General features: G+C 71.0%; 16 protein-coding genes. 8 read left to right on the top strand and 8 right to left on the bottom strand.

The annotated features are described in order from the left end of the window. Positions 1 to 7 precede the first annotated feature (7 nt). Positions 8 to 1225, bottom strand: a complete 1218-nt coding sequence (locus tag FJ694_RS18830) for an FAD binding domain-containing protein (protein WP_157268861.1) — start codon at positions 1223 to 1225, stop codon at positions 8 to 10. 28 nt (positions 1226 to 1253) lie between these two features. After that, positions 1254 to 1709: a VOC family protein gene (locus tag FJ694_RS18835; RefSeq protein WP_157268863.1), complete on the bottom strand. Its 456-nt coding sequence runs from the start codon at positions 1707 to 1709 to the stop codon at positions 1254 to 1256. 299 nt (positions 1710 to 2008) lie between these two features. On the opposite strand from FJ694_RS18835, the gene FJ694_RS18840 reads away from it, so the two are divergent. From FJ694_RS18840 to FJ694_RS18855, 4 genes are all read left to right on the top strand, one after another. Next, positions 2009 to 3547, top strand: coding sequence for an aldehyde dehydrogenase (locus FJ694_RS18840; protein ID WP_157268865.1), 1539 nt, complete (start codon positions 2009 to 2011; stop codon positions 3545 to 3547). A gap of 60 nt (positions 3548 to 3607) precedes the next feature. Further along, the gene (locus tag FJ694_RS18845; RefSeq protein WP_157268867.1) at positions 3608 to 4594 is read left to right on the top strand and encodes a Bug family tripartite tricarboxylate transporter substrate binding protein; all 987 of its coding nucleotides are present in this window, start codon (positions 3608 to 3610) and stop codon (positions 4592 to 4594) included. A 78-nt stretch (positions 4595 to 4672) separates the two neighbouring features. Next, entirely contained in the window at positions 4673 to 5851 is a 1179-nt protein-coding gene (locus FJ694_RS18850) for an amidohydrolase family protein (protein ID WP_157268868.1), read from the top strand. Positions 5852 to 5880: 29 nt separating this feature from the next. Continuing rightward, positions 5881 to 7023, top strand: a complete 1143-nt coding sequence (locus FJ694_RS18855; protein WP_157268869.1) for an NADH:flavin oxidoreductase/NADH oxidase — start codon at positions 5881 to 5883, stop codon at positions 7021 to 7023. A gap of 54 nt (positions 7024 to 7077) precedes the next feature. On the opposite strand, the gene FJ694_RS18860 is transcribed toward FJ694_RS18855, so the two are convergent. Then, the gene (locus tag FJ694_RS18860) at positions 7078 to 7944 is read right to left on the bottom strand and encodes an MBL fold metallo-hydrolase (RefSeq protein ID WP_157268870.1); all 867 of its coding nucleotides are present in this window, start codon (positions 7942 to 7944) and stop codon (positions 7078 to 7080) included. Between the two features lie 83 nt (positions 7945 to 8027). On the opposite strand from FJ694_RS18860, the gene FJ694_RS18865 reads away from it, so the two are divergent. From FJ694_RS18865 to FJ694_RS18880, 4 genes are read left to right on the top strand one after another with little or no spacing between them, the layout of a single operon-like run. Further along, complete coding sequence (locus FJ694_RS18865) at positions 8028 to 8351, top strand: ArsR/SmtB family transcription factor (RefSeq protein WP_157268871.1); 324 nt, start codon at positions 8028 to 8030, stop codon at positions 8349 to 8351. Between the two features lie 3 nt (positions 8352 to 8354). Next, on the top strand, positions 8355 to 8789 hold the full coding sequence (locus FJ694_RS18870) for a YeeE/YedE family protein (RefSeq protein ID WP_157268872.1): 435 nt from the start codon (positions 8355 to 8357) through the stop codon (positions 8787 to 8789). A gap of 11 nt (positions 8790 to 8800) precedes the next feature. Further along, a complete protein-coding gene (locus tag FJ694_RS18875; protein ID WP_157268873.1) occupies positions 8801 to 9238 on the top strand; it encodes a YeeE/YedE family protein in 438 nt (145 codons plus the stop codon). Beyond that, positions 9235 to 9924, top strand: a complete 690-nt coding sequence (locus FJ694_RS18880) for a DUF599 domain-containing protein (protein ID WP_157268874.1) — start codon at positions 9235 to 9237, stop codon at positions 9922 to 9924. Before FJ694_RS18875 ends, FJ694_RS18880 begins: the two co-directional genes overlap by 4 nt. A 15-nt stretch (positions 9925 to 9939) precedes the next feature. Here the strand turns inward: FJ694_RS18880 and FJ694_RS18885 are convergent, their stop codons facing one another. The 5 genes from FJ694_RS18885 to petA form a co-directional block, all read right to left on the bottom strand. After that, a complete protein-coding gene (locus tag FJ694_RS18885; RefSeq protein ID WP_157268875.1) occupies positions 9940 to 11319 on the bottom strand; it encodes an NCS1 family transporter in 1380 nt (459 codons plus the stop codon). A gap of 32 nt (positions 11320 to 11351) precedes the next feature. Continuing rightward, positions 11352 to 12083 (bottom strand): aspartate/glutamate racemase family protein, encoded by a 732-nt coding sequence (locus tag FJ694_RS18890; protein ID WP_157268876.1) that lies wholly within the window; start codon positions 12081 to 12083, stop codon positions 11352 to 11354. Positions 12084 to 12300: 217 nt separating this feature from the next. Beyond that, positions 12301 to 12657 carry a hypothetical protein gene (locus FJ694_RS18895; RefSeq protein WP_157268877.1) on the bottom strand — a complete coding sequence of 119 codons (357 nt, stop codon included), beginning with the start codon at positions 12655 to 12657 and terminating at the stop codon, positions 12301 to 12303. 91 nt (positions 12658 to 12748) lie between these two features. Further along, positions 12749 to 12892: a hypothetical protein gene (locus FJ694_RS37165; protein ID WP_232540112.1), complete on the bottom strand. Its 144-nt coding sequence runs from the start codon at positions 12890 to 12892 to the stop codon at positions 12749 to 12751. 72 nt (positions 12893 to 12964) lie between these two features. After that, entirely contained in the window at positions 12965 to 13570 is a 606-nt protein-coding gene (gene petA / locus FJ694_RS18905; protein ID WP_157268878.1) for a ubiquinol-cytochrome c reductase iron-sulfur subunit, read from the bottom strand. Positions 13571 to 13704: the final 134 nt, after the last annotated feature.

Below are 13704 nucleotides of genomic sequence, written 5' to 3' on the forward strand. Positions count from 1 at the left end.
TGGCGGTTCAGACAAAGGCGCGTGCGACGGCGGTTTCCCGCATCACGGCTTCCGGCGTGCGGTAGCGCTCGGCCATCTGCCGCTCGCCTTCGTCGCGCAGTTGCGCCTGCATGTAGGCGCCGAGGTGCCGGGCGTGCTGCACGATGGCCGCGCCGACCGGCGTGCGCTCGTCGCTGTAGCGCTGCAGTGCGGCCGCCACGTCGGCACCAGCGCCCAGGGCCTGGGTGAGCGCCAGCGCGTCGCTGGCGGCCTTGGTCACGCCCATGCCGCAGTGGGGCCGTGCCACGAAGGCGGCATCGCCCAGCAGCGCGACGCGGCCGAAGGCCAGCCGGGAGCTCTCCAGGTCGAAGATGGGCTGGAAGAAGAGGTTCTCCGTCTTCTGCACCACCTCCGCGAACTGCGGCGCGAGCACCTGCCGTGCCGCGCGGCGCGCGTCGTCGAGCACCTCGGGCCGGATCAGCGGGGGCGGGATGCCGTCCAGCCAGACCTTGCCCGAAGGGTCGGTGACCATGTCGCGCAGCGTCGTGGCCTGCGCGGCCGGCCGGTACCAGACGAAATTGAAGCGGCGCCTGCCGGGCTCGAAGGCGTTGTCCTTGCCGGCGACCGGGTAGGCGATCATCTGCTCCTGCGGCGGCAGGCCGAAGGCGAAGTACGGGAACAGCTCCCTGAGCGTGCGCTCGCTCAAGGCCGACTCCTCGACCAGGCCGCGCCAGGCGACGTAGCCCGCGTACTCGGGCCGCGCCTGCGGCAGCAGCATCTGCCGCACCGTGGAGCGAATGCCGTCGGCCGCCACCAGCAGGTCGGCGCGCTCGCGGCGGCCGTCCTTGAAGCAGGCCGTGACGCCCTGCTCGTCCTGCGCCAGCGACTCGAGCTGGAAGCCGTTGTGGTAGCGCTCGCGCGGAAACGCCACCTTGAGCACGTGGTACAGGCGGCTCCACGCGGTGAGCACCTGCGGCATGTCGCGGCGCCCGGCGACGCTGCCGTCGCTGGCCAGCGTGACCCGCTCCTTCACGGCCACGCCGATGGTGTCGTCCACGGTCACGCCGGCCGTTGCCAGCGCATCCATCAGCTCCTGGTGCGTGACGATGCCGGCGCCGCGCCCTTCGAGCTCCTCGGCCACGCGCTCGTACACCTCCACGTCCCAGCCTGCGCGGTGCAGCAGGTTGGCTGCGAACAGCCCTCCGAGCGAGCCGCCGATAACCATTGCCTTGCGTTGCCTTGCCATGCTTGTCTCCTGTGGTGTCAAGGTGGGTTCAGTGCCGGCCTTCGCGCAGGGCCAGGGCCTCCGCGGCGGGGAAGTTCAGCTCGATCGTGATGCCGGAGGGGTCCTCCACGAACAGCTGGTGCAGGCCCAGGCTGGGAACGGTGCGCTCCCGGTACGGCAGCGCCGCAGCGTCGAGCCGCGCACGCATCGGGAGCAGCTCGGTGGCCAGGAAGGCCACGTGGTCCACCGCCGCGCTGCCGTGCAGCGATGCGCCTGCCTTGTCGCCCAGGTACTGCGCCAGTGCCTGCGGATCGCTTTCATCGACGCCGATGATGTGGACCACACCGAAGTCGGCCTCGTCGCCGCCGCGGTAGAGCCACAGCCCCGGGAACTCGAAGGGCGGCCGGTACCCCTCCTTGAAGCCGAGGATCTCCGTGTAGAAGCGGCGCGATGCCTCGATGGAGGCGGTGCGCACCGAGAAGTGGGCCAGCTTGGCAATCGGCATCGAAGTCTCCTGGTGTCTGTTAAGTGATCGACAGATAAATAGTAGGCGCCGCATCCTCGAACCGCAAGTCCGCCTGCGCCGAGCAGGGATATGCCGGCAGCCGCCCGGCCAGCGCGTGCACCGTGGCCAATTCGGGTTTTCCTCGATCAATTTATCGATTGACAAACCGCAAGACGGGCACCAAAGTTATCGAACGATAAACAAAGGCGGCGCCCATCATTGGCATTCGCCATGGGCGGGCACCGTGCGCAGTCCACGCCGCCGCAGGTCCCTCAACCGATCACCACGGAGACACCACCATGTCCGACCTCCCCGCCACGACAGGTTCATCTTCCCAGGACGTGTCCACGCACGGCCTCTTCATCGGCGGCGCCTTCCGCCCGGCACGCGCGGGGGCGACCATGCCCGTCGTGGCGCCGGCCACCGGCCAGGTCATCGCCCACGTGGCGGACGCGGATGCGGGCGACGTGGACGAGGCCGTGGCGAGCGCCCGTCGCGCCTTCGAGGCGCCGGAGTGGCGCGGCATGTCCGTCCGCACCCGGGCCCGGCTCGTCAACAAGCTTGCCGACGTGATGGAGGCGAACCTGGAGTCGCTCTACCAGCTGGAGACGCTCAACAACGGGCGGCCGCTGCGGGAGACGCGCGCGCAACTGGCGCGCGTGCCGGACCTGTTCCGCTACAACGCCGCGCTGGCGATGGCGCGGCGCGACGGCGTCATCCCGGTCGAGGGCGACTACCACGCCTTCACGAACCGCACGCCGGTGGGGGTCGTGGCCAACATCGCGCCCTTCAACCATCCGCTGCTCATTGCGTGCCGCAACCTGGCGCCGACCTTCGCCTCGGGCTGCACGACGGTGGTCAAGCCCTCCGAGCTGACGCCGCTGACCACCCTGGCGCTGGCGAAGCTGTTCGCGGAGGCCGGGCTGCCGCCGGGCGTCTTCAACGTCGTCACGGGCCTGGGCGCGGCGGCCGGCAAGGCGCTGTCCGAACATCCCGACATCAACAAGCTGGTGCTCACCGGCGGCACGGAAGCCGGCCGCAGCGCCGGTGCCGCCGCGGCGCGCAACTTCGCCCGCCAGACGCTGGAGCTCGGCGGCAAGACGCCGGTCATCGTCTTCGACGACTACGACGTGGACCAGGCCGTGAACTACGCCGCCTTCGGCGCCTTCGTCGGCGCCGGGCAGACCTGCGTCTGCGCGGCACGGCACATCGTGCACCGGCGCGTCTACGACGAGTTCGTCTCCAAGCTGGCGCGCAAGGCCGACTCGCTGGTGGTCGGCGATCCCTTCGACCCGCGCACGCAGATGGGCCCCGTCATCTCGCAGCGCCAGCGCCAGCGCGTGCTCGACTACGTGCGCATCGGCGTGTCCGAAGGGGCCAGCCTCGTGGCCGGCGGCCTCGTGCCCGAGGAGCTGCGCAGCTCCGGCGGCTTCTACGTGCGCCCCACGGTGTTCGCCGACGTGCGGCCCGACATGCGCGTGGCGCGGGAGGAGGTGTTCGGCCCCTTCACCGTCGTCATCCCGTTCGACACCGAGGAGGAAGCGCTGGCCATCGCCAACGGCTCCGAGTACGGGCTGGCCGCGGCCGTGCGCACCCGCGACGTCGCCCGCGCGCACCGTGTCGCGCGGGACCTGCAGGCCGGCATCGTCTGGGTCAACGACCACCACCGCGTGGACGCGGCGTCGCCCTGGGGCGGCGTGAAGCTCTCGGGCATCGGCCGCGAGTTCGGCCAGGAGGCCTTCGACGGCTACTTCGACACCAAGGCCGTCATGGTCAACATGGGCAATGCCGCCTTCGACTGGTTCGATGCCGCCCAGTCCGACGCCCGCCTGAACTAGCGCCCCCGCACGCGCCCCGAAGCGTTCATTCCCACAACGACGCCTGATGGAGACAGAGCCATGTTCACGTTGTCCGCTCGACCTGCCGTCCGCCTGCTGACGCTGTGCGTGCTCGGCGCATCGCTGGCAGCCGGTGCCGCCGCGCAAACCGACCAGGACGGCCGCAACGGCCTGCGCATCCTGGTGCCCTTCGGCCCCGGGACGCCGCTGGACGTGATTGCGCGCGACATCGCGCAGGAGCTGCGCGGCGTGCTCAACCAGCAGCTCATCGTCGAGAACAGGCCCGGTGCCGCGGGCATGATCGGCGGCGCCGAGCTGGCCCGCACGACGGCGCCCGCAACGACGTTCATGCTGACCACGCACAACACCGTGGTCATCAACCCGCACCTGTACCGCAACATCAGCTACGACCCGCTGAAGGACTTCGCGCCGGTGGGGCTGGTGGGCATCGGCGGCTACGTGCTGGTGGCGCCGCCGACGTCGCCGTTCAAGAACCTGGACCAGTACCTGGCCGCCGCCCGGGCCCAGCCGGGCACGATCTCCTTTGCCTCGCTGGGCACCGGCAGCGGACCGCACCTGTGCGGCGAGATGCTGGTGGCCCATGCCAAGGTCAAGCTGGTGCACGTGCCCTACACCACCGGCAGTATCACCAACGTGGTCGGCAGCCAGGTCGATTCTTCCTGGGAGCCCTATGCGACGGCCGCGCCGTTCCTCAAGAGCGGCAAGCTCCACGCCCTGGGCGCGAGCACGAAGTACCGCCCGGCCATCTTTCCGCCCAGCGTGCCCCTGTTGCCCGAGGCCGTTCCCGGCTACGAGTGCACGAGCTGGGTCGGGCTGTTCGCGTCCGCCAAGGCCCCGCAGGCCTCGGTGCAGCGCATGGCCGAGGCCCTGGCCCGCGTCGTGCAGACGCCGGCGTTCCAGGAGCGGCTCAACACCAACGGCTTCCTCGCCAAGCCCGGCTCGCCCAGGGAGCTGCAGGACCTGATCGCCACCGACTACCGCACCTGGGGCAAGGTGATCCAGGACGCCTCGCTCAAGCTCCAGTAGGCCGGGCCGCCGGCTGCACGCCGCCGCGCCCGTGCGTTGCGTGGACACCCACTTTCGAACCGAGGAAAGGCCACGGCCATGCTCTTCACCTGCTCTCCGAACTGCCGCGATCCTCGCCACCGCCACCATGGCGTGCTGCCCGTGACGGCGGCGTCCGCCACCGGCCGGACCGCGGCACGGAACGCCTCTTCGGCGCCGGGGCCGCGCGGCGGGGACGAGGCCGCGGCGCCGGCGGGCGGCCCGACCATCGACGTGCATTGCCACTACCTCAATACCGCCGTCGCGGCCAAGGCGGCGGCGCTGGAGCCGGCGCGCCACGACCCGAGCACCATCTTCGCCAGCGAGCTCACCCGCGCCACCAACACCCGGCAGATGGCGGAGCGGGCCGCGCAGCTCAGCGACATTCCGCGCCGCCTCGCGGACATGGACCGCATGGGCATCGACGTGCAGGTCGTCAGCCCGGCCCCGTTCCAGTACTACTACTTCGCCGACCCGGCCAAGGGCAGCGCCCTGGCGCGGGAAGTGAACGAGGGCCTGCAGGCGCTGGTGGGCGCGACGCCCGCGCGCTTCGCGGCGCTGGGCACGGTGCCGCTGCAGGACTGCAAGCTCGCGATGCGCGAGCTCGAATACGCCGTGACCCGGCTGGGCCTGCGCGGCGTGGAGATCGGCACCAACGTCAACGGGCTGAACCTGACGGACCCGCGCCTGGGGCTGGAGCGCTTCTTCGCGCTGGCCGACGAGCTGGAGGCGGTGGTGTTTCTGCACCCCGTGGGCTTCACGCACGCGCAGCGGCTGACGGAGCACTACTTCAACAACGTCATCGGCAATCCGCTGGACACGACCGTGGCGGCCAGCCACCTGATCTTCGACGGGTTCGTCGCGCGCTTCCCGCGCGTGAAGTTCCTGCTCGCGCACGGCGGCGGCTACCTCGCGCACTACTGGGCCCGCATGGACCATGCCTGGCGCGCGCGGCCCGACTGCCGCGCCGCGATCGACGAGGCGCCGAGCACCTTCCTGCGCCGGATGTACTTCGACACCGTGGTGTTCGACCCCACGCTGCTCGGCCGGCTGGTGGAGCAGTACGGCGCCGACCACGTGCTGCTCGGCTCCGACTATCCCTACGACATGGGCGACGACGATCCCGCGGGGCTCGTGGCCGCCGTCGCCGGCCTGCCGGCCGCGCAGCGGCAGCTCATCCTGGGCGGCAACGCGGCCCGGCTGTTCGGCCTGCCCGACCTCGCCCGCACCCTGAACTGATCTTCCCCTTCACCTGACTGGAACCGACCATGAGCGCTCTCTTTTCGCCCCACGCCCTTGGCCCCGTCGAGCTTCCCAACCGGATCGTGGTCTCGCCCATGTGCCAGTACATCGCGCAGCACGGCATGGCCGGCAACTGGCATCTGCAGCACCTGTCGCAGCTCGCCATGTCCGGCGCCGGGCTGGTGATGCTCGAATCCACCGCCGTGGAGCCGCGCGGCCGGATCACCCACGGCTGCCTGGGGCTGTACTCGCCCGAAACGGAGGCGGCGCTTGGTCGGGCCATGGAGTTCGCACGCAGCTTCGAGGCACCGGGCACCAGGTACGGCATCCAGCTCGGCCATGCCGGGCGCAAGGCCTCGACGCGGGTGCCCTGGCGGGGCGGCGCCCACCTGTCCGAAGCCGACCCCGACGCCGAGGGCCTGCCCTGGCCAACGGTTGCGCCCTCATCCCTGCCCTTCGGCCATTGCGCCGCGCCGTCGGCGCTGACGCACGCGCAGCTCGACGTGATCGAGGCGGCCTACGTGGCCGCGGCCCGCGCGGCGGTGCGCCTGGGCTTCGACGTGGTCGAGCTGCACTGCGCCCATGGCTACCTGCTGCACCAGTTCCTCTCGCCGCTGTCCAACCGGCGCGAGGACGAGTTCGGCGGCAGCGTCGAGGCCCGCCAGCACTGGCCGCTGCAGGTGGCCGCCAGCGTCAAGGCCGCGCTGCCGGATCACGTGGCCTTCGGCGCCCGCATCACGGCCAGCGAATGGACCCCGGGGGGGCTGGACCTGGAGCACGCGGTGGACTTCACGCGCAAGCTCAAGGCGCTGGGCGCGAATTACGTGTGCGTCAGCAGCGGCAGCGTGGACGCCGGCACGCGCATCCCGTTCGCCCCGGGATTCCAGGTGCCCTTTGCTTCCGCCATCCGGCGCCGCACCGGCATCACGACGCGTGCGGTCGGCGCCATCTCCGAGCCGCGGCAGGCGCACGAGATCGTCGCCGACGGGCATGCGGACCTGGTGGCGCTGGCGCGCGCGTTCCTGGCCGATCCGCGCTGGGTGTGGCGTGCCGCGGAGGAACTGGGCGCCAGCACGCATTACCCTCCGCCCTATGAGCGCGCCAAGGGTTTGAGGCACCACGCGCCGGCGAAGCCGCAGCCCGCCAGGACCGCGGCGGCGGCCGCTTGAGCCGGGCCGGTCAGTCAGCACAGCAGTTACCAGGCCAACGATGGCATCACGGCCTCACAGCGCATTGAGCGGGATGCGCAGGTAGGACACGCCGTTGTCGTCGGGCGGCGGCAGCTGGCCGGCGCGCACGTTGACCTGGATGGACGGCAGGATCAGCGTGGGCACCTCCAGCGTGGCGTCGCGCGCCTGGCGCATGGCCACGAACTCGTCCTCGCCGATGCCGTCGCGCACGTGGACGTTGCGCCGGCACTGCTCGGCCACCGTCGTCTCCCAGGCCGGCGCGCGGCCCTCGGGCGGGTAGTCGTGGCATACGAACAGCCTTGTCGCGGGTGGCAGCGCCAGCAGGCGCCGGATGGAGCGGTACAGCACCCGTGCGTCGCCGCCGGGGAAGTCCGCGCGCGCCGTGCCCACGTCGGGCATGAACAGCGTGTCGCCCACGAACACCGCGTCGTCCACCCGGTAGGCCATGTCCGCCGGCGTGTGGCCGGGCACGTGCAGCGCCGTGGCCTGCAGGCCGCCGATGCCGAAGGTCTCGCCGTCCTTGAACAGGTGGTCGAACTGGCGGCCATCGGGCAGGAAGCCGCGCTCCAGGTTGTAGAGCTTCTTGAAGGTGGCCTGCACCTCGCGGATGTGCTCGCCGATGGCGATGCGCCCGCCCAGGCGCTGCTGCAGGTGGCGCGCGCCCGAGAGATGGTCGGCGTGGGCGTGCGTTTCCAGGATCCATTCGACCGTCAGGCCCTGCGCCTTCACGTGCTCGGCGATCGCGTCGGCCGAGCGCGTGCCGGTGCGGCCGGACTTGAAGTCGAAGTCCAGCACCGGGTCGATCACGGCGGCACGGCGCGTGGCCGGATCGGCCACGACGTAGCTCACGGTCCAGGTCGCCGGGTCGAAGAACGGCTGGATGGCGGCGCGGGTCTCCATGAGGAAGCTCCTTCTTCAATCTATTGAAGAACAATATATTTGTTGATATATTGTTGTCAAGACGATTGCCGAGGACCCACCCCATGCCTGAATCGCCCGTTGCCATCGACCCGGAGCTGCTGCGCGGCGCCGCGGCCCGCGCCGTGGGCGCGCTGAAGGTGCTGGCCAACGAGGACCGGCTGCTGCTGCTGTGCCAGCTGTCGCAGGCCGAGCTGTCGGTGGGCGAGCTCGAAGAGCGGCTGGGCATCCGCCAGCCCACGCTGTCGCAGCAGCTGGGCGTGCTGCGCAACGAGGGCGTGGTGGCTACCCGGCGCCAGGGCAAGAACGTCTTCTACAGCGTGGCCGACCCGGCGCTGCTGGAAATCCTGGCCGTGCTCTACCGGCTGTACTGCCCCAGGGAGGAGTGACTCATGAGCATCGACTGGAACGCGTTCACGCCCGCCGCGGCACTGGGTGGCGGGCTGCTGATAGGCCTAGCGGCGGCGATGTTCGTGCTGCTGCCGGGGCGCATTGCCGGCATCAGCGGGGTGCTGGCCGGATTGCTGGCACCCGCGCGTGGCGACGTGGCCTGGCGCGCGGCCTTCGTGCTCGGGCTGGTCGTCTCCCCGCTGGCCTGGGCACTGTTCGCCGCGCTGCCCATGCCGCGCATCGACGCCGGTCCCGGCACGCTGGTGCTGGCCGGGCTCCTGGTCGGGCTGGGCACGCGCTACGGCGCCGGCTGCACCAGCGGCCACGGCGTGTGCGGGCTGTCGCGGCTGTCGCCGCGCTCGCTGGTGGCCACGCTCGCCTTCATGGGCGCGGGCTTCGCCACCGTGTACGTGCTGCGCCACGTCGTGGGCGCCTGAAGGAGCAACGCATGGTCGTGCTGACTTCCTTCCTCAGCGGCCTGGTGTTCGGGCTGGGCCTGATCCTGTCGGGCATGGCCGACCCGGCCAAGGTGCTGGGCTTCCTGGACCTGGCCGGCGCCTGGGACCCGTCGCTGGCACTGGTCATGGGCGGCGCGCTGGCCGTGGGGCTGGTGGCCTTCGCGGTAGCCAGGCGACGCACGGCGTCGCTGCTGGGCGAGCCCGTGCGGCTGCCCACGGCCCGGCGCATCGACGCGCGGCTGGTGGGCGGCAGCCTGCTGTTCGGCGTGGGCTGGGGCGTGGCGGGCTTCTGCCCCGGGCCGGCGCTGGTGGCACTGGGCATGGGCGAGGCCAAGGCGGTGCTGTTCGTCGCCGCCATGCTGGTGGGCATGGGAGCCTTCGAGCTGGTCGAGCGCTGGCGCGCGGCGCGCCGGCTGCAGGCGGCATGACGCAGGGCCTGACGTCCGGCGCCTGGGACTGGTTCTTCGTCCTCGCCACCGCGGCGGTGCTGCTGGGGTACGAGGTCGCGCTCTTCGCTGTCGAGCGGACGCGGCCGCAGCGCTGGGCGCGCAGCGCGCATGCCGTGCTGCGCGAGGAATGGTTCGGCGCCGTGTCGAGGAGCCCAGGCAGCGAAATCCTGGCGGTGCAGACGCTGCGCAACTCGCTCATGTCCGCCACCATGATCGCCTCGACGGCGGCGCTGGCGCTCATGGGCACCGTGACGCTGGCGGCGCCCTCCCTGCATGCCGCCTTCAACGGCGGCAGCATGCGGGTGGCGGTGCTCACGCCGCGGCTGGTGCTGGAGCTGATGATGCTGACGCTGCTGCTGGCCTCACTGGTGTCATCGGTGATGGCCGTGCGCTACTACAACCACGTGAGCTTCATCGTCGGCATGCCGGTGGGCTCGCCGGACCGGGAGCGCTGGCAGTGGGCGGGCCGCGCCTACGTGCGCAAGGCCGGGCTGCTCTACAGCGGCGCCTTGCGGCAACTGGTGCTGGTGGCACCGCTGGTGGGCGCCGTGCTCCACCCCGGCGCGGGCCCCGTCGCCGCGGTGGTGCTGGTGGCGATCCTGCTGAGCCTGGACCGCTACGGGCTGGATCACCTGGCCGTCGAGCAGGCCCGCGACCAGGGTTGATGCCAGCCCTGCTTCTTACGGACGGGCCACGCCGGTCATGTCCGGGGCGGTCGCCGCGGCAGCGCCTTCGCGGCCGTCGAAGAAGCGGCGGCAGGGCGCCCAGTACCGCATCAGCACGAGGTAGGTCAGGCCCGCGGGCAGCAGGCTGGCGTACCAGCTGATCGAGGAGAAGCTCAGCGCCACCGCCGCGCCCACGCCCGTGGCCACGATGCCCGCCCAGTTCACGCCGCGGAACGGGCCGTTGGCATCGTAGAAGTGATCCAGGTTGAGCGTGCGGCGGCGCAGGACGTAGTAGTCCACCACCAGCACCGCGAAGATCGGGCCGAGGAAGGCGGAGTAGGTCTGCACGAAGAACTGCAGCCCGGCGGCCGACTCGTCCTTGACCAGCACCCAGGGGAAGGTGGCGAAGGCCAGCAGCCCGACCAGGATGGCGGACTTGCGGAAGGACAGCTTGAACACGTCCATCAGCACGTAGGCCGGCGGCACCACGTTGTTGAGCACGTTGGTCGTGACCTGCGCGAAGGCGATGAACAGCAGCGTGATCACGAGCAGCGGGGTGTTGTCCACCGCGCTGGAGAACACCTTGATCGGGTCGGCCACGCCGGTGGCGCCCGAGACCATCAGCCCGATCAGGCCCATGAACAGCGTCGCGGGCAGGATCGACATCGAGTAGATCGTGGTCAGCAGGCCGGGCCGGACGTTGCGGTGCAGCTCGCGCGAGTAGTCGCTGACGTTGAGCATCATCGTGCTGTAGATGCCCAGGAACAGCATCGTCGCGCCCCAGAACGGGAGCCCCCAGGTGCCGTCGATGCTCGTGATCCGCTCGTTGATCGCGCCACCAAACTTCGTGATCACCGAGTAGAACATGTAGACCAGCGCGCCCAGGATGAACACGCTGCCGATGTTCTCCAGCCACTTGATGCCCTGGAAGCCGTAGACCGACAGCCCGATCTGCAGCAGCTGGAACACGATGAAGTGGAAGACCAGGTTGTCGAAGCCGAAGAGCGTGGCCGACACCGCGTTGAGCGCGCCCGCGCCGATCCAGCTCTGGAACCCGTACCAGACCACCGCCGGCACGGCCCGCACCAGGCCGGGAAACCGCGTGCCCGCGAAGCCGAAGGCACCGCGCGCCTGCACCATGAAGGGGATGCCGTACTTGTGGCCCGCCGCGCCGTTGAGCGCCAGGGCCACGCCGATCACGAAGCAGCCGATGGCGATCGCCACCGCGGTCTGCAGCAGGTTGAGCGTGCCCACCAGGCTGGAGCCCATCGCGAAGGTGCCGATCGACACGCAGCCGCCCAGCCAGGCCAGCAGGTACGACCACTTGTCCATGATCCGCGTCTGCTGCGGCGCCAGCGATTCCTCGCCGGCAGCCTTGACGTCGCCATTGCTCATAGCTGTCTCCTCAACGGTTGGTCCCGGGCCGCTCAGGCGCCGAGATGCTGGAACATGCCCGTGAAGGCCTTGGGGCGCGGGTGGGCGAGGTCGCCGTGCTTGCTCGTGGCCAGGCCGAGCTGCACCAGGCCCTCGGCGAGCTTGACGGCCGCGGTGACGCCCTCGACCACCGGCAGGCCCACGGCCTCGGCGATGCGGTGGCGCAGGTCGGCCATGCCGCCGCAGCCCAGCACGATGGCGCCGATGCCGTCCTCGGCCTTGGCACGGCGCCCCTCCTCGACGATGCGGTGGTAGGCCGCATCGGGATCGCTCTCGAGCTCCAGCACCGGGATCTCCGCCGCCCGCACCCGACGGCAGTGCCCCGAGAAACCGTAGCTCTGGAGCAGATGCTCCGCAATGATCGCGGTGCGCCCCAGGGTCGTGACGACCGAGAAGCGCGTGGCCACCAGCGTGGCCATGTGGAAGGCCGCCTCGGCGATGCCGATCACCGGCGCCCGGGTGATCTCGCGCGCGGCCAGCAGCCCGGGGTCGCCGAAGCAGGCCAGCACGTAGGCGTCGGTGCCGGCGCGCTCGCCGTCGCGCACCTCCTCGATCACGCCGACCGCCGCCACGGCCTCGTCGAAGTGGCTCTCGATGGACACCGGCCCGCTGCGCGGATGGGTGGCCACGATGCGCGTTTGCGGCAATGCGACTTCCCGGGCCGCGACGCCGATCTTCTCGGTCATGGCCGCCGTGGTGTTGGGATTGATGACTCTGATCAGCACGTGGCCTCCGTCGGTGAGCTGCTGTGTGCCCATATTTTGTATACAAACTATGGGTGCGAAAAGAGGCCGATGCGGTTTTCGGATGGGTGTTTTCCCGGGGCGTGCAGGCGCCAAGGCGGCACTAAAGCCGCGATCAGTCCGAATTCGTCATCGGCGACGGGCAGGTCGTCGTGCGCGGGAGGAGAAGGTTCGGAAGCGAAGACGCCCGCAAGCGCCGTCACCGCTGGCGCCAGCGCCGCGGGAAGGCTTGCCCCACGGCGGCGGGCTCGCCATGGGCGGGCGGCGGCGCAGGCGCAGGCGCAGCCGCGGACGGGCCCGTGGCCAGGGCCCGATCCAGGAAATCGACGAGGGCCTGCGCCTGCGGCGCGAGCGCCTCGCGCAGGTCGTGCCCGCCGTCCACGGCCAGGGGCCGCTGCGGCAGCGGCGGGTCGTGGCGCAGGCGCGGTGCGTGCAGTGCCCGCACGATGGCCTGGTGGAACAAGGTCCGCCCGGCGGTCCAGGCCGCCACTGCGCCGGCGGCCCAGAGCGCATGCGTGGCGGCACCCGGCAGCGGACTGCCGCCCTCAAACGTCACGCCGCGCGCCGTCAGAAGGCCAGCGTCTTCACGCCCGGCTTGAGCAGGTGGGCGGCCACGTCGGCCGGCTTGGCCGGCGTCACGCCGGTTATCAGGTCCGTGGCCTGGCCGGCGAGCACGAGGCCGCACCCAGCGCCATGGCGCTGCCCGAGTGGATGGAGACGAACAGGTCCTCGGCGCGCGCGGCCGTGGCGGCGCACAGGACGGCCAGGCCGATGGCAATGCTCTTGCTCATGGATGGCTCTTTTGGCGAAAGAGGGATGACTGGATGCGGACGGTGGGGCGGCCGTGGAAGGCAACGCCGCGGTCAGGCCTGGTCCTCGCCGATGAGCAGCCGCGTGTCGGCGAGGTAGCGGTGCGGCGGGATTTCCAGGTTGGTCGGCGCGGGCTTGTTCCTGAACACGCGCCCGGCGCCGTCGAAAGTCGAGCCATGGCAGGGGCAGAAGAAGCCGCCGGGCCAGTCCGCGGGCAGGCTCGGATTCGCGCTGCCGGCGGCCACCGCCGTGGGCGAGCAGCCCAGGTGCGTGCAGATGCCCACGGCCACGAAGACTTCCGGCCGGATGGAGCGCGCCTCGTTCCTGGCGTACTCGGGCTGCTGGTCCTTGGCCGAGGCGGGGTCGGCCAGCGCGTCGGGGTTCTTCCTGAGCGCGGCGGTCATCTCCGGCGTGCGGCGCACGATCCACACCGGCTTGCCGCGCCACTCCACGGTCTTCATGCCGCCGGGCGGGATGTCGGCGATGTCCACCTCGACCGCGGCGCCCATGGCCTTGGCGCGCTCGCTGGGGGCGAAGGTCGAGGCGAAGGGGACTGCCGCGGCGACGGCCGCCACGCCGCCGGCGCCAGCGGTGGCCAGCAGCCAGGTACGGCGCTCGGGGTCAGGGACGGCGGCGGGTTTCAGGCTCAGCTCGGTCATGGTCGATTCCTCGGGGGCAGGCGCGGCACGGTGCGGGATGCGGGCAGCTGCGCGGCAGGCGATAAGGCCCTTGGCATGAGCCGTCTCCCGCGCAACCGGTCATGTCCCCGACTTAACAAGATGCGGGCCAGCCC

The sequence above is a fragment of the Azohydromonas aeria genome (assembly GCF_009760915.1).
Lineage (GTDB): Bacteria > Pseudomonadota > Gammaproteobacteria > Burkholderiales > Burkholderiaceae_C > Azohydromonas > Azohydromonas aeria.

Coding starts and splice junctions, on each gene's coding strand:
- FJ694_RS18845 (WP_157268867.1), top strand. CDS start 3,608: ATGTTCACGTTGTCCGCTCGACCTGCCGTCCGCCTGCTGACGCTGTGC.
- FJ694_RS37165 (WP_232540112.1), bottom strand. CDS start 12,892: ATGAGCAAGAGCATTGCCATCGGCCTGGCCGTCCTGTGCGCCGCCACG.
- FJ694_RS18880 (WP_157268874.1), top strand. CDS start 9,235: ATGACGCAGGGCCTGACGTCCGGCGCCTGGGACTGGTTCTTCGTCCTC.
- FJ694_RS18855 (WP_157268869.1), top strand. CDS start 5,881: ATGAGCGCTCTCTTTTCGCCCCACGCCCTTGGCCCCGTCGAGCTTCCC.
- FJ694_RS18840 (WP_157268865.1), top strand. CDS start 2,009: ATGTCCGACCTCCCCGCCACGACAGGTTCATCTTCCCAGGACGTGTCC.
- FJ694_RS18885 (WP_157268875.1), bottom strand. CDS start 11,319: ATGAGCAATGGCGACGTCAAGGCTGCCGGCGAGGAATCGCTGGCGCCG.
- petA (WP_157268878.1), bottom strand. CDS start 13,570: ATGACCGAGCTGAGCCTGAAACCCGCCGCCGTCCCTGACCCCGAGCGC.
- FJ694_RS18860 (WP_157268870.1), bottom strand. CDS start 7,944: ATGGAGACCCGCGCCGCCATCCAGCCGTTCTTCGACCCGGCGACCTGG.
- FJ694_RS18870 (WP_157268872.1), top strand. CDS start 8,355: ATGAGCATCGACTGGAACGCGTTCACGCCCGCCGCGGCACTGGGTGGC.
- FJ694_RS18875 (WP_157268873.1), top strand. CDS start 8,801: ATGGTCGTGCTGACTTCCTTCCTCAGCGGCCTGGTGTTCGGGCTGGGC.
- FJ694_RS18865 (WP_157268871.1), top strand. CDS start 8,028: ATGCCTGAATCGCCCGTTGCCATCGACCCGGAGCTGCTGCGCGGCGCC.
- FJ694_RS18835 (WP_157268863.1), bottom strand. CDS start 1,709: ATGCCGATTGCCAAGCTGGCCCACTTCTCGGTGCGCACCGCCTCCATC.
- FJ694_RS18850 (WP_157268868.1), top strand. CDS start 4,673: ATGCTCTTCACCTGCTCTCCGAACTGCCGCGATCCTCGCCACCGCCAC.
- FJ694_RS18830 (WP_157268861.1), bottom strand. CDS start 1,225: ATGGCAAGGCAACGCAAGGCAATGGTTATCGGCGGCTCGCTCGGAGGG.